General features: G+C 60.3%; 18 protein-coding genes and 1 pseudogene. 3 read left to right on the top strand and 16 right to left on the bottom strand.

All coding sequences use genetic code 11. The annotated features are described in order from the left end of the window. Position 1 precedes the first annotated feature (1 nt). The 5 genes from FHS82_RS05175 to FHS82_RS05155 are packed head-to-tail and all read right to left on the bottom strand — an operon-like array spanning position 2 to position 4,789. Complete coding sequence (locus FHS82_RS05175; protein ID WP_166949521.1) at positions 2 to 1,102, bottom strand: phage minor head protein; 1,101 nt, start codon at positions 1,100 to 1,102, stop codon at positions 2 to 4. After that, entirely contained in the window at positions 1,095 to 2,543 is a 1,449-nt protein-coding gene (locus tag FHS82_RS05170; RefSeq protein WP_166949519.1) for a DUF4055 domain-containing protein, read from the bottom strand. The genes FHS82_RS05175 and FHS82_RS05170 overlap by 8 nt, the downstream gene beginning before the upstream one ends. 4 nt (positions 2,544 to 2,547) lie before the next feature. Beyond that, positions 2,548 to 3,828, bottom strand: a complete 1,281-nt coding sequence (locus FHS82_RS05165) for a terminase large subunit domain-containing protein (RefSeq protein WP_166949517.1) — start codon at positions 3,826 to 3,828, stop codon at positions 2,548 to 2,550. Then, the gene (locus tag FHS82_RS05160; RefSeq protein ID WP_166949514.1) at positions 3,797 to 4,363 is read right to left on the bottom strand and encodes a terminase small subunit; all 567 of its coding nucleotides are present in this window, start codon (positions 4,361 to 4,363) and stop codon (positions 3,797 to 3,799) included. The genes FHS82_RS05165 and FHS82_RS05160 overlap by 32 nt, the downstream gene beginning before the upstream one ends. A 48-nt stretch (positions 4,364 to 4,411) precedes the next feature. Continuing rightward, complete coding sequence (locus FHS82_RS05155) at positions 4,412 to 4,789, bottom strand: hypothetical protein (RefSeq protein ID WP_166949512.1); 378 nt, start codon at positions 4,787 to 4,789, stop codon at positions 4,412 to 4,414. A gap of 117 nt (positions 4,790 to 4,906) precedes the next feature. Between FHS82_RS05155 and FHS82_RS05150 the strand changes: the two genes are divergently transcribed. After that, positions 4,907 to 5,131 carry a hypothetical protein gene (locus FHS82_RS05150; protein ID WP_166949510.1) on the top strand — a complete coding sequence of 75 codons (225 nt, stop codon included), beginning with the start codon at positions 4,907 to 4,909 and terminating at the stop codon, positions 5,129 to 5,131. A gap of 107 nt (positions 5,132 to 5,238) precedes the next feature. On the opposite strand, the gene FHS82_RS21315 is transcribed toward FHS82_RS05150, so the two are convergent. Next, positions 5,239 to 5,373: a hypothetical protein gene (locus FHS82_RS21315; RefSeq protein ID WP_281351074.1), complete on the bottom strand. Its 135-nt coding sequence runs from the start codon at positions 5,371 to 5,373 to the stop codon at positions 5,239 to 5,241. After that, positions 5,366 to 5,548: a hypothetical protein gene (locus FHS82_RS05145; protein WP_166949508.1), complete on the bottom strand. Its 183-nt coding sequence runs from the start codon at positions 5,546 to 5,548 to the stop codon at positions 5,366 to 5,368. Before FHS82_RS05145 ends, FHS82_RS21315 begins: the two co-directional genes overlap by 8 nt. On the opposite strand from FHS82_RS05145, the gene FHS82_RS05140 reads away from it, so the two are divergent. After that, positions 5,547 to 5,696: a hypothetical protein gene (locus FHS82_RS05140; protein ID WP_166949506.1), complete on the top strand. Its 150-nt coding sequence runs from the start codon at positions 5,547 to 5,549 to the stop codon at positions 5,694 to 5,696. The two genes, FHS82_RS05145 and FHS82_RS05140, sit on opposite strands and share 2 nt — an antisense overlap. Next, a complete protein-coding gene (locus tag FHS82_RS05135; protein WP_166949504.1) occupies positions 5,684 to 5,980 on the top strand; it encodes a hypothetical protein in 297 nt (98 codons plus the stop codon). The genes FHS82_RS05140 and FHS82_RS05135 overlap by 13 nt, the downstream gene beginning before the upstream one ends. An 86-nt stretch (positions 5,981 to 6,066) precedes the next feature. On the opposite strand, the gene FHS82_RS05130 is transcribed toward FHS82_RS05135, so the two are convergent. The 9 genes and pseudogenes from FHS82_RS05130 to FHS82_RS21480 form a co-directional block, all read right to left on the bottom strand. Beyond that, positions 6,067 to 6,696, bottom strand: a complete 630-nt coding sequence (locus FHS82_RS05130; RefSeq protein ID WP_166949502.1) for a hypothetical protein — start codon at positions 6,694 to 6,696, stop codon at positions 6,067 to 6,069. Beyond that, the gene (locus FHS82_RS05125) at positions 6,697 to 7,152 is read right to left on the bottom strand and encodes a dCTP deaminase (RefSeq protein ID WP_166949500.1); all 456 of its coding nucleotides are present in this window, start codon (positions 7,150 to 7,152) and stop codon (positions 6,697 to 6,699) included. Then, positions 7,152 to 7,643, bottom strand: coding sequence for a single-stranded DNA-binding protein (gene ssb, locus FHS82_RS05120; protein WP_166949497.1), 492 nt, complete (start codon positions 7,641 to 7,643; stop codon positions 7,152 to 7,154). The genes FHS82_RS05125 and ssb overlap by 1 nt, the downstream gene beginning before the upstream one ends. Before the next feature lie 754 nt (positions 7,644 to 8,397). Then, the gene (locus FHS82_RS05115) at positions 8,398 to 9,345 is read right to left on the bottom strand and encodes a primase/helicase family protein (protein ID WP_166949494.1); all 948 of its coding nucleotides are present in this window, start codon (positions 9,343 to 9,345) and stop codon (positions 8,398 to 8,400) included. Beyond that, positions 9,342 to 10,904 (bottom strand): DEAD/DEAH box helicase, encoded by a 1,563-nt coding sequence (locus FHS82_RS05110; protein ID WP_166949491.1) that lies wholly within the window; start codon positions 10,902 to 10,904, stop codon positions 9,342 to 9,344. Before FHS82_RS05110 ends, FHS82_RS05115 begins: the two co-directional genes overlap by 4 nt. Continuing rightward, positions 10,882 to 11,157: a hypothetical protein gene (locus FHS82_RS05105; RefSeq protein WP_166949488.1), complete on the bottom strand. Its 276-nt coding sequence runs from the start codon at positions 11,155 to 11,157 to the stop codon at positions 10,882 to 10,884. Before FHS82_RS05105 ends, FHS82_RS05110 begins: the two co-directional genes overlap by 23 nt. Then, positions 11,154 to 12,146 (bottom strand): ParB N-terminal domain-containing protein, encoded by a 993-nt coding sequence (locus FHS82_RS05100; protein WP_166949486.1) that lies wholly within the window; start codon positions 12,144 to 12,146, stop codon positions 11,154 to 11,156. Before FHS82_RS05100 ends, FHS82_RS05105 begins: the two co-directional genes overlap by 4 nt. A 130-nt stretch (positions 12,147 to 12,276) precedes the next feature. Beyond that, positions 12,277 to 12,837 (bottom strand): hypothetical protein, encoded by a 561-nt coding sequence (locus FHS82_RS21060; RefSeq protein ID WP_246225086.1) that lies wholly within the window; start codon positions 12,835 to 12,837, stop codon positions 12,277 to 12,279. A 58-nt stretch (positions 12,838 to 12,895) separates the two neighbouring features. Next, positions 12,896 to 13,390, bottom strand: a pseudogene (locus FHS82_RS21480) (DNA cytosine methyltransferase); the annotation flags it as partial. Between the last annotated feature and the right edge of the window lie 122 nt (positions 13,391 to 13,512).

Here is a 13,512-nt window from a genome sequence, read left to right as displayed (position 1 = left end):
GCTACTTTTGACCCCTCGAAATCTCTCGAAGCTCGCCCAACGAACGCTCCCTGCCCGTCTGGTCGATCAGGTCGTGAAAGTTGATCTTGCCGGCGCGCCACAGGCGAGCTTTGCCGCGACCGAGCGTTTCGTCCTGAAACGCGGCGGGCTTCGTCTTCAGCCATTCCTCGTAATTCATGCCAGCAGGCACCTGCCCATCCATCGACGAGCGCGTACTTTCCGGCACCTCGTCCATGTCCACACCTAGCTCGCGCCACGCTCTAAGCAGAGGCGTAGAAGTACTTCGGCAGCGCATGTGAATTTTACCCGGCCCCTGAAGCCATGGGATGTTATGTCCTATCGGCTTATTGTCGAGCGTGTACTGAAGTTTATCCCTCGCCTTGCACAACGTCGTGGTGCGATGATCGAGGGTGCTTCGCCAGACCTTCCCTTTGATCAGGTCGCTGTTGTCGCTGTACATCTCTTCGCGCGCCGAGTTCGCCACGCTGTTGACGCTCGATATCACCAGCGTCTCGGCGTTCCGGCGCGAGATGTCCATGAAGCCCTTGACCGGCTCGCCGCTCTTCGTGCCGCCCCTCACCCGGCGCACCAGATCGGCATTCGTCTCGCCCAGCGCCATGCCCTGCCGCATGGTGTCCATGAACCGCTGATAGGTGTCGCCAGCCTGCCGTGACCACCATTCCGTGATGGGCGCGCCTTCGATCAGCACGCCGTTGACGATGCCGCGCAGTTGGGCATTGGTGAAGGCGGCCGTCGCCATCTCGACGCCGATCACCGTGTTCATGGACGACGCGACGAACGCGGCCTCATAATCGGCAAGGTCTATCAACTCGCCGACCATGTACTTGTTGACGTCCCGGTAGGCCGTTCGCACCGTCTCCTGTACCTGCTCCAGCAGCTTCTCCAGCCGCTCTTGCTGGTACCGGGCGCGAGCCACGCCAGTCGGGTCGATCTTCGCCAGTTGTGCGACGATCTCGCCTTCCAACTCATTCAGGAACGCCAGCACCTTCTTGCGCTCGTGCGCCTCCAGCCTCAACAGGTCAATGGCGTGGGCCGTGAAGATGTCGAACAACTGCTCGTTGGCGCTGACCGATTCAGCCATTCTTGGCGCCCTCAAGCTCTAACGGATCGCCGGTTAGTTCCACTCGCTCATCGTCCTTAGCCAATCGATCGGCCTCGACCGCCTTGTCGAACTGCGGCCCGAGGATGCCTCGACGGCGCAGCTCATCCCAATACGTATCACGCGAGATGTCGCGCGAGGTGCGAGCCGATTGCAGCGTCGTCAACTCCTGGCTGTCGCCCGACCCGACCACGAAATCGGTATCGACGAACACCTCGGCCTCAATCTTCTCGCCCAGCCAGTCCGCCGTGATCGCTAGCGCCTGTTCGAGCGCGTCCTTCAGCCCCACGGCCCACGTCTGCAATGCGCTATGCGCCTTTGCCGACTCCACGCTGGTCGCCGTCGCCGTGATGCCGCCTGCCTGTTGCGTAAGCGGCTGCATGCCCAACCGGCGCATGTCGGCAATCAGGTCGCGGATGTCCTCGCGAATTTGGCCGATGTTCGCCGCGTCGGGGCTGATGTAGCTCCACGAAGTGGGTGATCCCCCAGCGTCCGGCGGGGCATAAAGCACCCGTTTCGGCCCGACAGGGATCCTCTGATCGCCCTCCAGCACGAACCCTGATCCGCAAAGCATCGGAGACGCCGCGAACGTCAGCACCTCGTCCTTGCGGGACATGGCCTGATACAACTCGATCTGCATGTGTGCCAGATCGATCAGCGGGGGGCGCACAATCTGCGCACCATCCCGCTCGCCGACGTAGTAGAGCACCAGCGGGACATACCCAAGCGACGACCGGCCTTCCGCCACCTTGGTCAGTGCGGACGTGTATCCCGGTCCCGCAGCGCCCGTTGTCTCGGCCTGCCACAGCTCCCACCGGCCCGGCTCCAGCACGCGGACGCGGTCAATCGTCTTCTCGCCGAAGCCTTCACGCTCGACGGATCGCTCGCGAATGCGCGCATGCGTCACCGTCTCCTTGCCATCGATGATGTCAGTATAGACCGCAATCAGGCTGCGAGCAGGGATGCTCACCCAATAGGGCCGTGCGCCAGATGCCCTCTCCTGCGCCAGCGTGATACCGTCACCGACCTGCGGATAATCGACGAGGATGGCGCCCATTCCGTCAGCAATCCCACCCTCAAACAGTGACCGTGCGAACACCGTCAGGCTGTTGCCGCGCGTATCGACGTCCTCGGCGATGTCTGCGATCCGCTGCGAGATGCTACCCTGAAGCGCGACATCCTTGCTGAACGGCTTGGACACGAGCGATCGTAGCGCGTCGTTGAACTCCGGCCGCCACGGTGCCGTGCTCAACCGGCGGCGATACTCCGCCTCGTCCTCTTCCTCGTACTGCGGCAGATGGCGCTTCCCCGCCGCGCGGACCCGATCGATTCCGGCGCGGATATCGTCGACCAGCTCCCACGCGGGACGCATGGCCTCATAGGCCGAGGACGGCGCCGCCGGGTTATCCGTGTTGACTGCCATCGTCTCACCGCCTGATTGAGTAGCTGCCGACCACGGGCACAACACCGGGTTTCACTACCGGCATAACCCAATTCACCACATACCCACCTGCATCATTCAGGTGATCGTGGCCCGTTGTCTTGTCCGGCATTCCGTTCTTGTCATAGGCTTGCTGCTCCTGCGCCTCCGCATATCGAGGGCAAGCCTTGTCGTTCAGCCACAGCCGGCCTTTCGCGTAGCCAGTGTTGACTGCGTTGATCCTGTCTTTAACTGCCGGGTTGCTGTCTCGTGCATGGACCACGTACCTCGCCTGCCTCAGCAGCGCGATGTCCGATAGCGAAGCATCAACCGTCTTACGGCTCTTGCCAGTGGCGTCTGGGTAGATGTGAATCTTGTGCCCCTGCCACTTCGCGTTGATCGCCGCAATCAGATCGGGCGTATCCAGAACCCCTGTCAGTTCGCCCACAGCATGCCAGCCAGGCCTTTCGCCGACCGGCCTCTCTACATAAACGACCGATGCCATATTGCCGACGTTGAAGTCCTGCCCGATATGGAGGTCCTCGCCGTCTCGTATCGTTTCCGTCGACCGGCGCAACACCCGGTTGTAGTTCCGATAGACCGTCCCGCTGGTGAGGTTGACGAACCCGCCCATCAGATAGGCGGAAATCAATTCCTCGGTGTAACTATCCCTCAGCGACTGGATATAGTCGGGCGGCAGAAACCGCGCATTCTCGTAGGTGCTCGCCTGCACCATCGAATAGTCGCGCCGACTACCGGACGCAAACGTCTGATAGACGAACTTGAACCCCTCCGGCGTCGTCGTCACGCCGATGCCATTCACAACACCCGGAATGACGAGCCGCATGCGAGCGATGATCTTACGCCACGCAGTCAGCGCCTTGTCGGTCGGCATCACATCGATCTCATCGACGAGAGCGCGGGCGATCTTGAACCCGACGATACTGCCCGGCTCATCCATCGACCGGCAGATGATTAGGCCGTAATATACCCGACCTCGGTAGAGATGGACCTCCTTGTCGGCCTTCCGGACGGACAGCCGGAAGCCGATCATCTCTGCGGCCTCTTCCAGAGTCGGCCAGAACGTGTCCCGGATGTCTCGATATGTCGGGGCGAAATATCCCTGCACCGTTCCGGGGTGTTCTCCGGCGAACAGCAACAGGTCGATGCAGCCGACCATTGTCTTGCCGGACCCGAACCCGCCGACATACGCCCTGAACTTGGTATCGAGCCCCTTCAGAAAGATCGCTTGCGGCTTACTCAGGCTCAGGCTTGGTAACGCGGACATCGCTCACCGCGTCCCGCACGTCGATCTTGATGTGCAACGGCGGAGGGTCGTCATCGTCGTCCTTCCCGCCGTCGTACATCCCGAGCATCTTCGCCAGATCGACCAGAGCACCGCGCTTGTCGTGGAACTTGATCTTCACGCCGTCTCGGGTGTTCCCGACCTCGGAAATCGCCGCCGCCGTCTCGGCATCCAGGTCATCGCTGTCGATCAGCAGCACGCCAGATGACCGCGCTACCGTGCCGTCATCGAGCGCCTTTTCGTACTCGCCCGGCCCCCACTTCACTGCCTTGCGGACATCGTAAAATGCTAGCTTCGCAAGTTCAGCGACAATTCGGTCCTTGGTGATTTCCGTCTTCGCAGCAAGCCGGCCCTGACGTTTCGCCAACTCATTCGCAACCGAAGTTTTCCGAAGCAACTGCGGCCCTTGGACGTCTGCCGTCTTCGCGCTGTAGCCCGCCCTGATCGCAGCCTGCGTCGCATTCAGGCTTTTCATGTATTCGTCGACGAAACGGCCCTGCCTTGGTGTCAGCGCCATCTCTTTAACCCTCCATCGCCACTGGCATCAGTTTGGCGCCAACAGCGGTCAGGATGCCGTGGCATCCGAAGCGATATCCTCGACCGTAACCGGGTCATACTGCACCTTGCGCAGGTACACGCCCCACAGCGGCCCGGTGACGCCCTCATCAACCCTGGCATAAGGCCAATCGCCGTCTCGATCGACGACAAACGAGACGCGGTCGCCATCCGTATTAACTAGATACTCTGGCCAAGCGTGCCCCCAAGGCAGCGCCTGATAGGCGACCAGCACCTTCCCATCTGTCACCACACCGGCGAAGAGTACGGCAGCCGGGGCCTCATCGCCCCACCGACCAGTTTCCAGCCAGCGATAAAACTCATCAGCGCGCTCCGGGCTTCCCGCCCTGATGGCCAGTTCCAGCGCCTGATAGCGACGATCAGTCATCTCATATCCTCATACAGAAAAGCCGCCCAGCGCGCGCCGAGCAGCAAAAAACGGCGGTCACCACCAGCGACTGTGATACTGTGCCTCTATAGTCAACGGAGCCACAGGAACTGTGATTTGACCGCGCCCGATGCCACCCCCACGATGACGCCCGCAGACGTGTCCGCATGGGTCGCCGACATGAAGGCGAAGCGCATTGCCGCTATAGACGCCGAATGCGCCCGGCTATTGGGCATGCACCCGAACTCGATTGCGGCAATGAAACAACGCGGCGCCGACCGTCGCACTGCCCTTGCATGCCGAGCACTGGTCCATCTGATGGAGCCGTACAAGGCGCGATGAATTGACTGCGAGCGTAACCGAGGCCCGCTCGCCGACCGCCGATCATGCAGCCGCCTGCTATTGGCAGGATTTCAAGGCGGCACCGGTAGACAGCCGGCCCGCCAACATCATTGGATCCAGCCCATCGCCCATGCCAAGCCGAGGCTCGGCAGCAGCGTCAGCCATGAGAGACCGAACAAAACCAGCGACAGGCCGGCCACCACCGAGAACAGGCTGTTGAGGAAAGCCAGCACGTCATTCATCGTGGGCGTCCTCATCGTCACCGCGGAGGAACCCCACGAACTCCCGAGCAATGTCGATGATCTCCTCAGGCTCGCTGACGGAGCGCTGCCAGCCGGCCACCTCTACAGCGGCCATGAGCGCCTCGACACGGCGGCGCTCGGCTTTGTTGGCAAGTGCCTCAGTGCTGCACGACATGGATACGCCCCTCCGCCGCAAGCGGGAGATCGTCACCGGCGCCGGGCTCGACGCCCTCGCAGAATTCCAGCTCCTCGCCCTCATCGCCGTCATCGCACTCGATGAAATGCGGCTCCGTGACATCCGGGGGGCACGATGTCGATGCTGACCTCGCTGCGACCGTCCTCGCTCTCCAGCACCTCAGTGGCGCTGAACGAGGCGGGCTGGCTGAGCGTGAATGCCACCCGCCGATTGCCTTCATCGTCGGTGGTGAATGTGATGCTACCGGCAAATGCACCTTCAGACATCATAGACTCCGTGTTTCAACGGGAGGGGAACAGCCAGCACCAGAATAGCGCCGGACAGAACGCAACCTGCGCCGCCATGGCATATGGCGCGGCAAGTTCGATCAGAATGTTTCGGGACATGGCGGCCTCGCGAGTGGGGCCATGAACGCAAAAACGCCCGAGCCACAGCCCGAGCGTTATTCGTCCACACTACCTATCGTGCGCTAAACATCGCACAACGAATCACGAACGTCAAGGGGCCGCGTCGTGAATCTGTGGATTTTCGTCCTTAGCCGCTCGAATTGCACGGATCGGGCGATATCCATCGTCGAACGTCCGCCAGAACGTGGCGAGCGAATGGAGGCCTACGATCAGGTGCGTGATATCCCGCACGTCCATGTCATCGATAACGACCTGCGTAATGGACATCGCCACCGCGCCCGAGGCGTCCCGAGCAGCAATCTCATTGCGCGCTGAACGGAACGCTTCAAGGACAAAATCGCGAAACTCCTCATCCGACACTGCCCCGCCCTGACCCGCCTCATCATCAGGCGGCGGCTCTGTGTCAGGGCCTGCCGCCTCCTCGATCATCCGCGCCAGCACGCCAGACGTTGGCCGCGGTGCGTCTATCACTCGCGCATAGTCTGCCATCAACCGGCGCCAGCGCTCACCGGCCACGACCTGCCCCTCCGTGAGATACCCTGCAAGATAGAGCCGCCCCAGCGCACTCTCCGCTCTCTGGTCTTTGCGAGCGGTCTCCGGAAGCCAGCGACGATGCGGCTGCGCGAGCACTGTGGCGCGCTGGTCTTGGTTGATACCGGCGCGCGAGATGGCGCCGGATGGCGTGCGCTTCGCCTGCCTTCTACGAGTCTTCCTGCCCACTCAATTGCCCTCCAGTATTGCACCAATCGCCCGTGCCGGCTGTCCCTGATATTTGCCCGCATAGGGACGCTCTGTAGGCTCGTCGAGATATTCAAAGACGATCTGGATGATTGGCGTGCCCTTTCGCAGCCGCTTGATCCACCAGCCTCGATTGTAAATCTCGACGGTCAGGTATCCTTCCCAGCCTGGCTCCGCATTAGTCGTGGCACTGGCGTCAATGCCCATGCGTGCCAGCGTGGATTTATTCTCGATCTTTCCGCGTATATTCGCCGGGAGAGCGATCCGCTCCCGCACGAAGCTATTGACCTGTGTCTTGGGAGGCAGGATCACGCTTTCGCCAAGCGTCAGGTCCACACCGCAAGCCGATAGCCCAAAGGTCATCCCATGGGCCACTCCCCGCTCATGTAGCGGGGATACAAGGCCAAGCCTGCGGATGGTCTGTGCGGAGAGGATCATCAGCGCCACTCGCAGGCGAAAGGTATGTCGTCGTCCAGATCGCTCGAATACGCCCCGCCGCCGCCGTAGCTGTCCCCGGCCTTGGCAGCCCCATAGGAGCGCCCAGTGTCAGCAGGGCGCGATGAGCTGCTGTCGTCGTCGCTGCGCTTGCTGTCGAGCAGCGTGACGTTCCCACCAAAGCCACCCACGACGACCTCTGTTACAGACCGCTCGTTGCCATCGCGATCCTGGTATTTGCGGGTCTGCAACTTACCTTCAATGCCGATCTGGCTGCCCTTGCGCACAAAGCGCTCGACAACCCCGACGAGCCCATCGCCGGTCACGACGATGTTCGTCCATTCGGTTTTTTCCTTGCGTTCGCCCGTGGCCTTGTCTTTCCATCGTTCGGACGTAGCGAGGCTGAAATTCGCAACCCGGCCGCCGTTATTGAAGCTACGGACTTCAGGGTCTTTGCCAACACGGCCCACTAGAATTACGCGATTCATGCTCATCTATTCTATCCTATATACTATCTATCTAAGATATTGCTGGTAGGAGAGTGTTGTTGTCGGGCATAGGACGACCAGCCCCGGCTAAAAAGCCAGAGTGGTCCCTATACCCTTCGCGATCTTGCTGGCCGGAGCCGTGCCGCCGCCTTGGGCCGATTTGATGGCGTGACATTCCCCAAATCGTTGAGCGCTACTTGCGATGTCATTGTCACTACACCGGGGGGCGCGCTTCGCTCTTTCGGACTGCGCTTCCATTTGTGCCCCCGCCCCGTGGTAAATGGTCCAGTATTTAGCCCCACCGTCTTCGACCGTCAGCTAAATCGGCCGCGCGCTTAGTGGCCGCGCGGTCACCGTATTGCTTATCTAACGTCTTCGAACGTTAGACCATTTTCGCGCCTTACTTTTCTCAGGACACCCTTTGTGGCGCCAAAGATGTGAAATGATGTCTCTTCTTCAAATGTATGTATTTTATCATGACAAGAGTCACATACCTGAACAAGATCGCCAAGCCACTCGGCGCCAATTCTCTTGTAAGTTTTGTGGTGAAGAGACAGCTTTCCCTTTGACCCGCATCCGCTGCAACACTTGTTTTTTGACAGCTTGCTGGCCCAAAAACGACGCTTCACATCTTGCCAATGCGAGCTTTTCAAATACTCACTGTAACTTGAGTATCCAAGCTCTGACAGCTTATCCTTAAATTCCCGAATCCGTCTCGCGCGGGACGACGACCTTCTGTCTTTGCCTCTTAAATGTTTGCTCACGAGATAAAAACCTCACGAAAATGGAGGGCCACTGATCTCAGGCCGCACTCCATGTGAAAATCATTAAAGTCACCGAGGCTGGCAGGCATTGTCCACTTGCACCCGGATTTCCTTGCGTAGAACTCGCCTGTGCCGAGACCATCGAGATGTTCAATCGGCCTATCATGATCCGCCGCGATCCATGCACCCGGGATGGCACATGCTACCTTTGCAGCGTTCGATGCTGAGAATGCTGATCTGATTGTTGCTGGTATATTTAATATACGGATTGCCGCGCGAACAGACAAGGCCGTAGCGAAGCCTTCGCATACGATTTCTTTACTATTCTGTGCATTGCGGGGAGACGTGGCGATTCTATACGATGCCCCGCTCATTGCCCCCGAGAGGATGTTCTTTTTTTCACCGCTTGCCGTAATAAATTGGACTGTCGATACCCTGTCTCCGATCCATCCCGGAACAATCAGCATCGGCTGATCACTTGTCGGCATTGCGCCGGCAAGCAGGTCTCCCAGCTCATTTCTTGGGAGCAGGCAGCGCGGATCGTCATGCACCTTCGCTCTTTCGTCAGGGAAGCCCTTTGACGCCAGATATGGATGCACGTCATCTCGGCATGAGTGAACGATATCGTGGCATATACGCGCCACCGCCTCGCGCCGATCCCTCTCGCGTCTATCCCGATCAGGATCGCGCTGACGGGGGCGGATGACGACTGCTGCGGATGGATCGCCACGCAAGCTAAATGCCTGTTGCTGCCCGGTGGTCCAATTCCACGCTATCCCGCCCTGCTCATCGTCGAAGATCAGGACGCGCCCGGATTTATTGCTTCTGGCCTTGCCGTCTACAGCAGATTGCGCCCACTTTCCGGGAGATACATGGCGCGGAACAGCGATGCCAACATCGTGGCAGGCGGAGCGGATGGCGTCATCAAGTGATTGCGCTCTCATGCAGCCACCCGCTTGTTGTTCTTGCGGAATCTCTTGATCTCTCGACCGATCAGATCATAAGCGCCCTGATCTAGGTCGCCGGGGGCAGCGTCATACCAACCAAATGGCAGCTTCGCGCCGGGGAAAATCCCCCTGAACACGCCATATGCCCACTTGCGCGCCTTATCCCCATCACGAGAGTGCGCGAAGCAATAATGCAGGGCGGCGTGCCAGACTTTTCGCGGGTCTTTCAGGCATTCGGCGCGCAAACCCGGGCGCGTCGTCAGTCCCAGTGCCTCAGGGTTGAATTCGTGCAATGAGCCTGCGACTGCGTGAATGCCAGATCGAGCGGGCCTCTCCCATCCGCAGGCTGCGCAAGTGTTGCCGCGCAAAGCACCGGAGCATTCGGGGCAGACCACTTTCTCGCGCGTCTGCTCATCACGCTTTCGAGTTTCGCTGTCGCGCTTTTCGGCTGTAGATAGCAGCCCGGCGCCGTTGTCCCAAACATCGAACATATCCAAAGCGAACCGTTCAATATTCCCAGAGTGGTCAAGCCATAGCGCCCTTGTCTTGTCAGGATGAGAGCGCATGACACGCCCGATCTCCTGCATGTGGCTGGACAGGCTCTTGCGGTACGGCTTGCAAGACACGCCGATTAGCACATCAGGTACGTCGAAACCCTTGGTCAGCACGCCGCACGATACTAGCCCGTGGATCATGCTGTCGGGGCGTCTGAATTCCCCGATCTTCGCAGCTCGCTCGTCATCTGACCTGTCCAGATAGCTGATCTGTTGGAAGTTGTAGCCGGCAGCCGCGAACGCCGCGCATATCACGCGCCCGTGCTCGACGGTTGGCGAGAATACGATGCTCTTTGCCGCCCCCCCGAAATGCTCATGAGTTTTGCCGATCCATTCGGAGACGACATCACCGACAATTCGGATGCCTGCCGCGCCGGCGCTTTCATCGGAAAACTCTCCGAATGAATTTAGCCCAAGCTCTTTGTCGTCAGGGGATTTGGCCACGTAGATTTTCGGCTGAATAAGAAAACCATCATCAACGAGCGCCCGCGTCGTGGTGACATTTACGGCGTCATCCCAGAACTTGCCCATTCCCGGCGTGAACGGTGTCGCCGTGAGGCCGATGGCCACGGCCTCCGGGTGGTCCTCGATGAACTTGATCGACGACTTATACTGAGCGTGCGCCTCATCATATACGATCAAAGATGGGCGGCGCGGCAAAAACCGGCGAGCCAGAGATTGGATAGAGCATACCTGCACGTTTTCGTGCGGCGACCATCTCTCACTGTTGCCCTGTACTATCCCGTGCCGGATGCCGTAGTCATCGAGGGTTTGGCTCGTCTGATTGACGAGCGCCACGCGATCCACGAGAAAGACGGCATAACTGCCCTTGTCGCTTGCTTGCTTGAGCAGGTGTGTGGCCACGATGGTTTTGCCGGCCCCGGTTGGAGCCACCAATATTTGCCGCTTCCGACCTGCGCGGATTCCGTCACGCAGCGCGTCAACGGCATCGGCCTGATATGGACGGAGAGATATTTCCCTATGCGGCGTCAATGTAAGCATTGCTGTGCCTCATAATGTCTTCATATGCGGCGGCTTCCGCTTCACGGCGGGCCATGCCAGCCTCAAATTCCATGATCGCGGCGCGCTCGATCCAGCGATCGAACTCTGGCCACGCCTCACTGCATGCATCCGTCCAATTGCGTTTGATCCACGCGATCGCGTCAGGCTTGAGCCGCCCCGGCTTAAGCGAAAAGCGCCATTCATCGCGGACGATATCGCCGCCATTGGCTCGGATGCGTCCGAGAATGCTCATACGGCGATCTCGAAACCGGCAGATTGCAGCTCGTTAACGCGGGCCTCGGCCTGTTTCCGCTTGTATTCCTCGCGCTTCGCCGCAGCCAAAGCCTCGTCGCGCGCGAACTTCACAGAGACAAGCTCCCGCTTCATTCGGCTGATAACCGCGCCTTGATTGCTTTCGGAAAGATCGCGCACGGCTGCCTTCAACTCATCCCGCTCGGCCTCGACCGCCGTGATCTGCTTGCGCAGGTCATCGTTGTCTGCCCGCAGGCCGATGATTTCGTCGAAAAGCGCGTCGTCGGTCAGCTTCGCGAGCTGCTTTTTGACCTTCGCGATGTCGGCGGCGGCGTCCGGCTTTTGATCGGGCTTTGACTCGTGGACCGGATCGGCGTCCGGCCCCGGCTCGGGCTGCGGCGAAATCGGCTCGTCATCAGCAGGTTGCGGCTTAGGTGCGGGCGGCTGAGGGATTTGATCGGGCTTTGATCCACCGCCGATATTGGCGGTGTTCATCGTTGCAGTGGTGCCGTGCCTCGTCGTGTAGGTGCGCGGCTCACTGTCCGATCGGACAGTTACATTGGATGGCATCTTGCGATACCTGCCGACAGTGTCAGGGCTGACACCGCACTGCCGCGCGATCTCCCGATCTGACCACCTCGACCATTCCGGGTCATTCAGCAACACCATGACAGCGCGCTTCTTGTCATCATTCGTCCGGCGCAGCCCGTGCGCGGCATTCGCCCCCACGCTGAACAAGATGGCGTCACGCTGACCGCCCTGCCGGACATCTGCGGGAATTTCATAGACACCGGCCTTGGCATATGCCTCGTATCGATGGAAGCCGTCCGCCAACCAATATTCAGACCCGTCGAAGAAGACGATGACGGGCGGGAACACGATTCCTGCGCTCACCAGCTCCGCATAATCTGAAACGACATCGCGATTTATTTCGGCGCGCGATTGCGTCCCGCCGTTGACGCGAAGACGGCTGATGTCGATCGTGCTCATCGCGCACCCTCTCTATGTCTGCTATCGTGTGATGCGGAGACGGCGGATAGAGCCGCCTCGACGCGGAGAATGGCCCTGCCAATGGCCTCGGGGATTTGCGGGACTACAGCGTCGCCAAACGCCTCTACGATCAAGCTCGCGGCAGACGTCCGCTTGCCACTGCCCGTCGCAATGCGCGTGTCAGCCACCCAGGTGGAAAGCCCATCATCCAGCCGTAGGTGATGGGCAAGGTTTTCGATGGACCACTGAGGCCAGCGCCCGCCAACAGGCTCGCTATCTGGCGGGCATACGCCCATTTGTCCGGGGCACGATCCGTCATTGCACCGTCCAGAACGGCATCCATCGTCGGAGACTTCCGCTTGTCGTAGGCCGGAGACCAGCGATCCATGCGGCTGTCCCGCTTTGTCGGCGTCGGCAGCGTCTCGAATTTCGACGCTCCGTCCAACAGGGCGTCGAGCTTCGGAGATCGACGACGGGCGTAGGCTTCTGACCAAGGTTCCATTTTGCGGTCGTTCTTTACCGGGGTGGGGAGCTTGGTCGGAGTTGACAGCACTTCTGGGTTGGCAATCACCTGCCATGGCCCCGCTGTCGGCCATTTCGCCATTGACGGATGATGCAGGTTCCCGGTTTCCGTGGGGGTATGGAGCACCCCCGCATGCCGGCTGGCATAGCCCTTGATCTGGCTCAGCACGTCGCCTCGGAACCCGCGATCCGCATCCGTCTTGCGCGGGGTTGCCAACCTGCTCTGTGTCGCGTCCGATAAGCCAAGACCGTGCGCGCTCGTGGTTGGCGCCGACGTCTGAAGCACGTACCACGAACGGCCAGCAGGCGTAGCCGAGTGCTTCCAGCTCAGCGAGGACTACGTCTGCGCCCCGAGTTCGGAGATTAGCGCTGTTCTCAAAAGCGAACCAACGAGGGCGGCATTCTCCGACAAGACGGACGGCTTCGAGGTAGAGGCCGGAGCGCTCGCCCTCGATCCCTTTGCCCTTGGTGTTGGCGCTGGAAATGTCCTGGCAGGGCGGGCTGCCGACGATGACATCGGGCAGGTATCCGAGATCGGAAACAATTCGATCTGCTGTAAGTGTTCGGATGTCGTCGTAGAGATGGACACCGGGGTTATTCTCCGCGTAGAGGATGCGCCGCCACTCAACTACCTCGCAGGCCGCGACGGTGATGAAGCCTGCGCGGTGCATGCCGAGCGACCAGCCGCCGGCGGCCGCCGAAAACAGGTCTAGGATGCGCATCGGCCTTGCCGCCTCTACCCCGCTGTATGTGCTGGCGTAGCGGAGGGTCATGACGCGGCCCTCATCAGCCAGTGGAACGCCGTTCCGGCGCGCGGCGACTGGAGGTCTATCGCCTCGCCCAG

Origin of the sequence: Pseudochelatococcus lubricantis (assembly GCF_011762225.1) — a bacterium.
Lineage (GTDB): Bacteria > Pseudomonadota > Alphaproteobacteria > Rhizobiales > Beijerinckiaceae > Pseudochelatococcus > Pseudochelatococcus lubricantis.
This window is presented reverse-complemented; position numbering and strand designations above follow the sequence as displayed.

Excerpts from the sequence above, each read along its gene's own strand:
- FHS82_RS05175 (WP_166949521.1), bottom strand. The coding sequence starts at position 1,102 with ATGGCTGAATCGGTCAGCGCCAACGAGCAGTTGTTCGACATCTTCACG.
- FHS82_RS05170 (WP_166949519.1), bottom strand. The coding sequence starts at position 2,543 with ATGGCAGTCAACACGGATAACCCGGCGGCGCCGTCCTCGGCCTATGAG.
- FHS82_RS05165 (WP_166949517.1), bottom strand. The coding sequence starts at position 3,828 with ATGTCCGCGTTACCAAGCCTGAGCCTGAGTAAGCCGCAAGCGATCTTT.
- FHS82_RS05160 (WP_166949514.1), bottom strand. The coding sequence starts at position 4,363 with ATGGCGCTGACACCAAGGCAGGGCCGTTTCGTCGACGAATACATGAAA.
- FHS82_RS05155 (WP_166949512.1), bottom strand. The coding sequence starts at position 4,789 with ATGACTGATCGTCGCTATCAGGCGCTGGAACTGGCCATCAGGGCGGGA.
- FHS82_RS21315 (WP_281351074.1), bottom strand. The coding sequence starts at position 5,373 with ATGAATGACGTGCTGGCTTTCCTCAACAGCCTGTTCTCGGTGGTGGCC.
- FHS82_RS05140 (WP_166949506.1), top strand. The coding sequence starts at position 5,547 with ATGGATACGCCCCTCCGCCGCAAGCGGGAGATCGTCACCGGCGCCGGG.
- FHS82_RS05145 (WP_166949508.1), bottom strand. The coding sequence starts at position 5,548 with ATGTCGTGCAGCACTGAGGCACTTGCCAACAAAGCCGAGCGCCGCCGT.
- FHS82_RS05135 (WP_166949504.1), top strand. The coding sequence starts at position 5,684 with ATGTCGATGCTGACCTCGCTGCGACCGTCCTCGCTCTCCAGCACCTCA.
- FHS82_RS05125 (WP_166949500.1), bottom strand. The coding sequence starts at position 7,152 with ATGATCCTCTCCGCACAGACCATCCGCAGGCTTGGCCTTGTATCCCCG.
- ssb (WP_166949497.1), bottom strand. The coding sequence starts at position 7,643 with ATGAGCATGAATCGCGTAATTCTAGTGGGCCGTGTTGGCAAAGACCCT.
- FHS82_RS05115 (WP_166949494.1), bottom strand. The coding sequence starts at position 9,345 with ATGAGAGCGCAATCACTTGATGACGCCATCCGCTCCGCCTGCCACGAT.
- FHS82_RS05110 (WP_166949491.1), bottom strand. The coding sequence starts at position 10,904 with ATGCTTACATTGACGCCGCATAGGGAAATATCTCTCCGTCCATATCAG.
- FHS82_RS05105 (WP_166949488.1), bottom strand. The coding sequence starts at position 11,157 with ATGAGCATTCTCGGACGCATCCGAGCCAATGGCGGCGATATCGTCCGC.
- FHS82_RS05100 (WP_166949486.1), bottom strand. The coding sequence starts at position 12,146 with ATGAGCACGATCGACATCAGCCGTCTTCGCGTCAACGGCGGGACGCAA.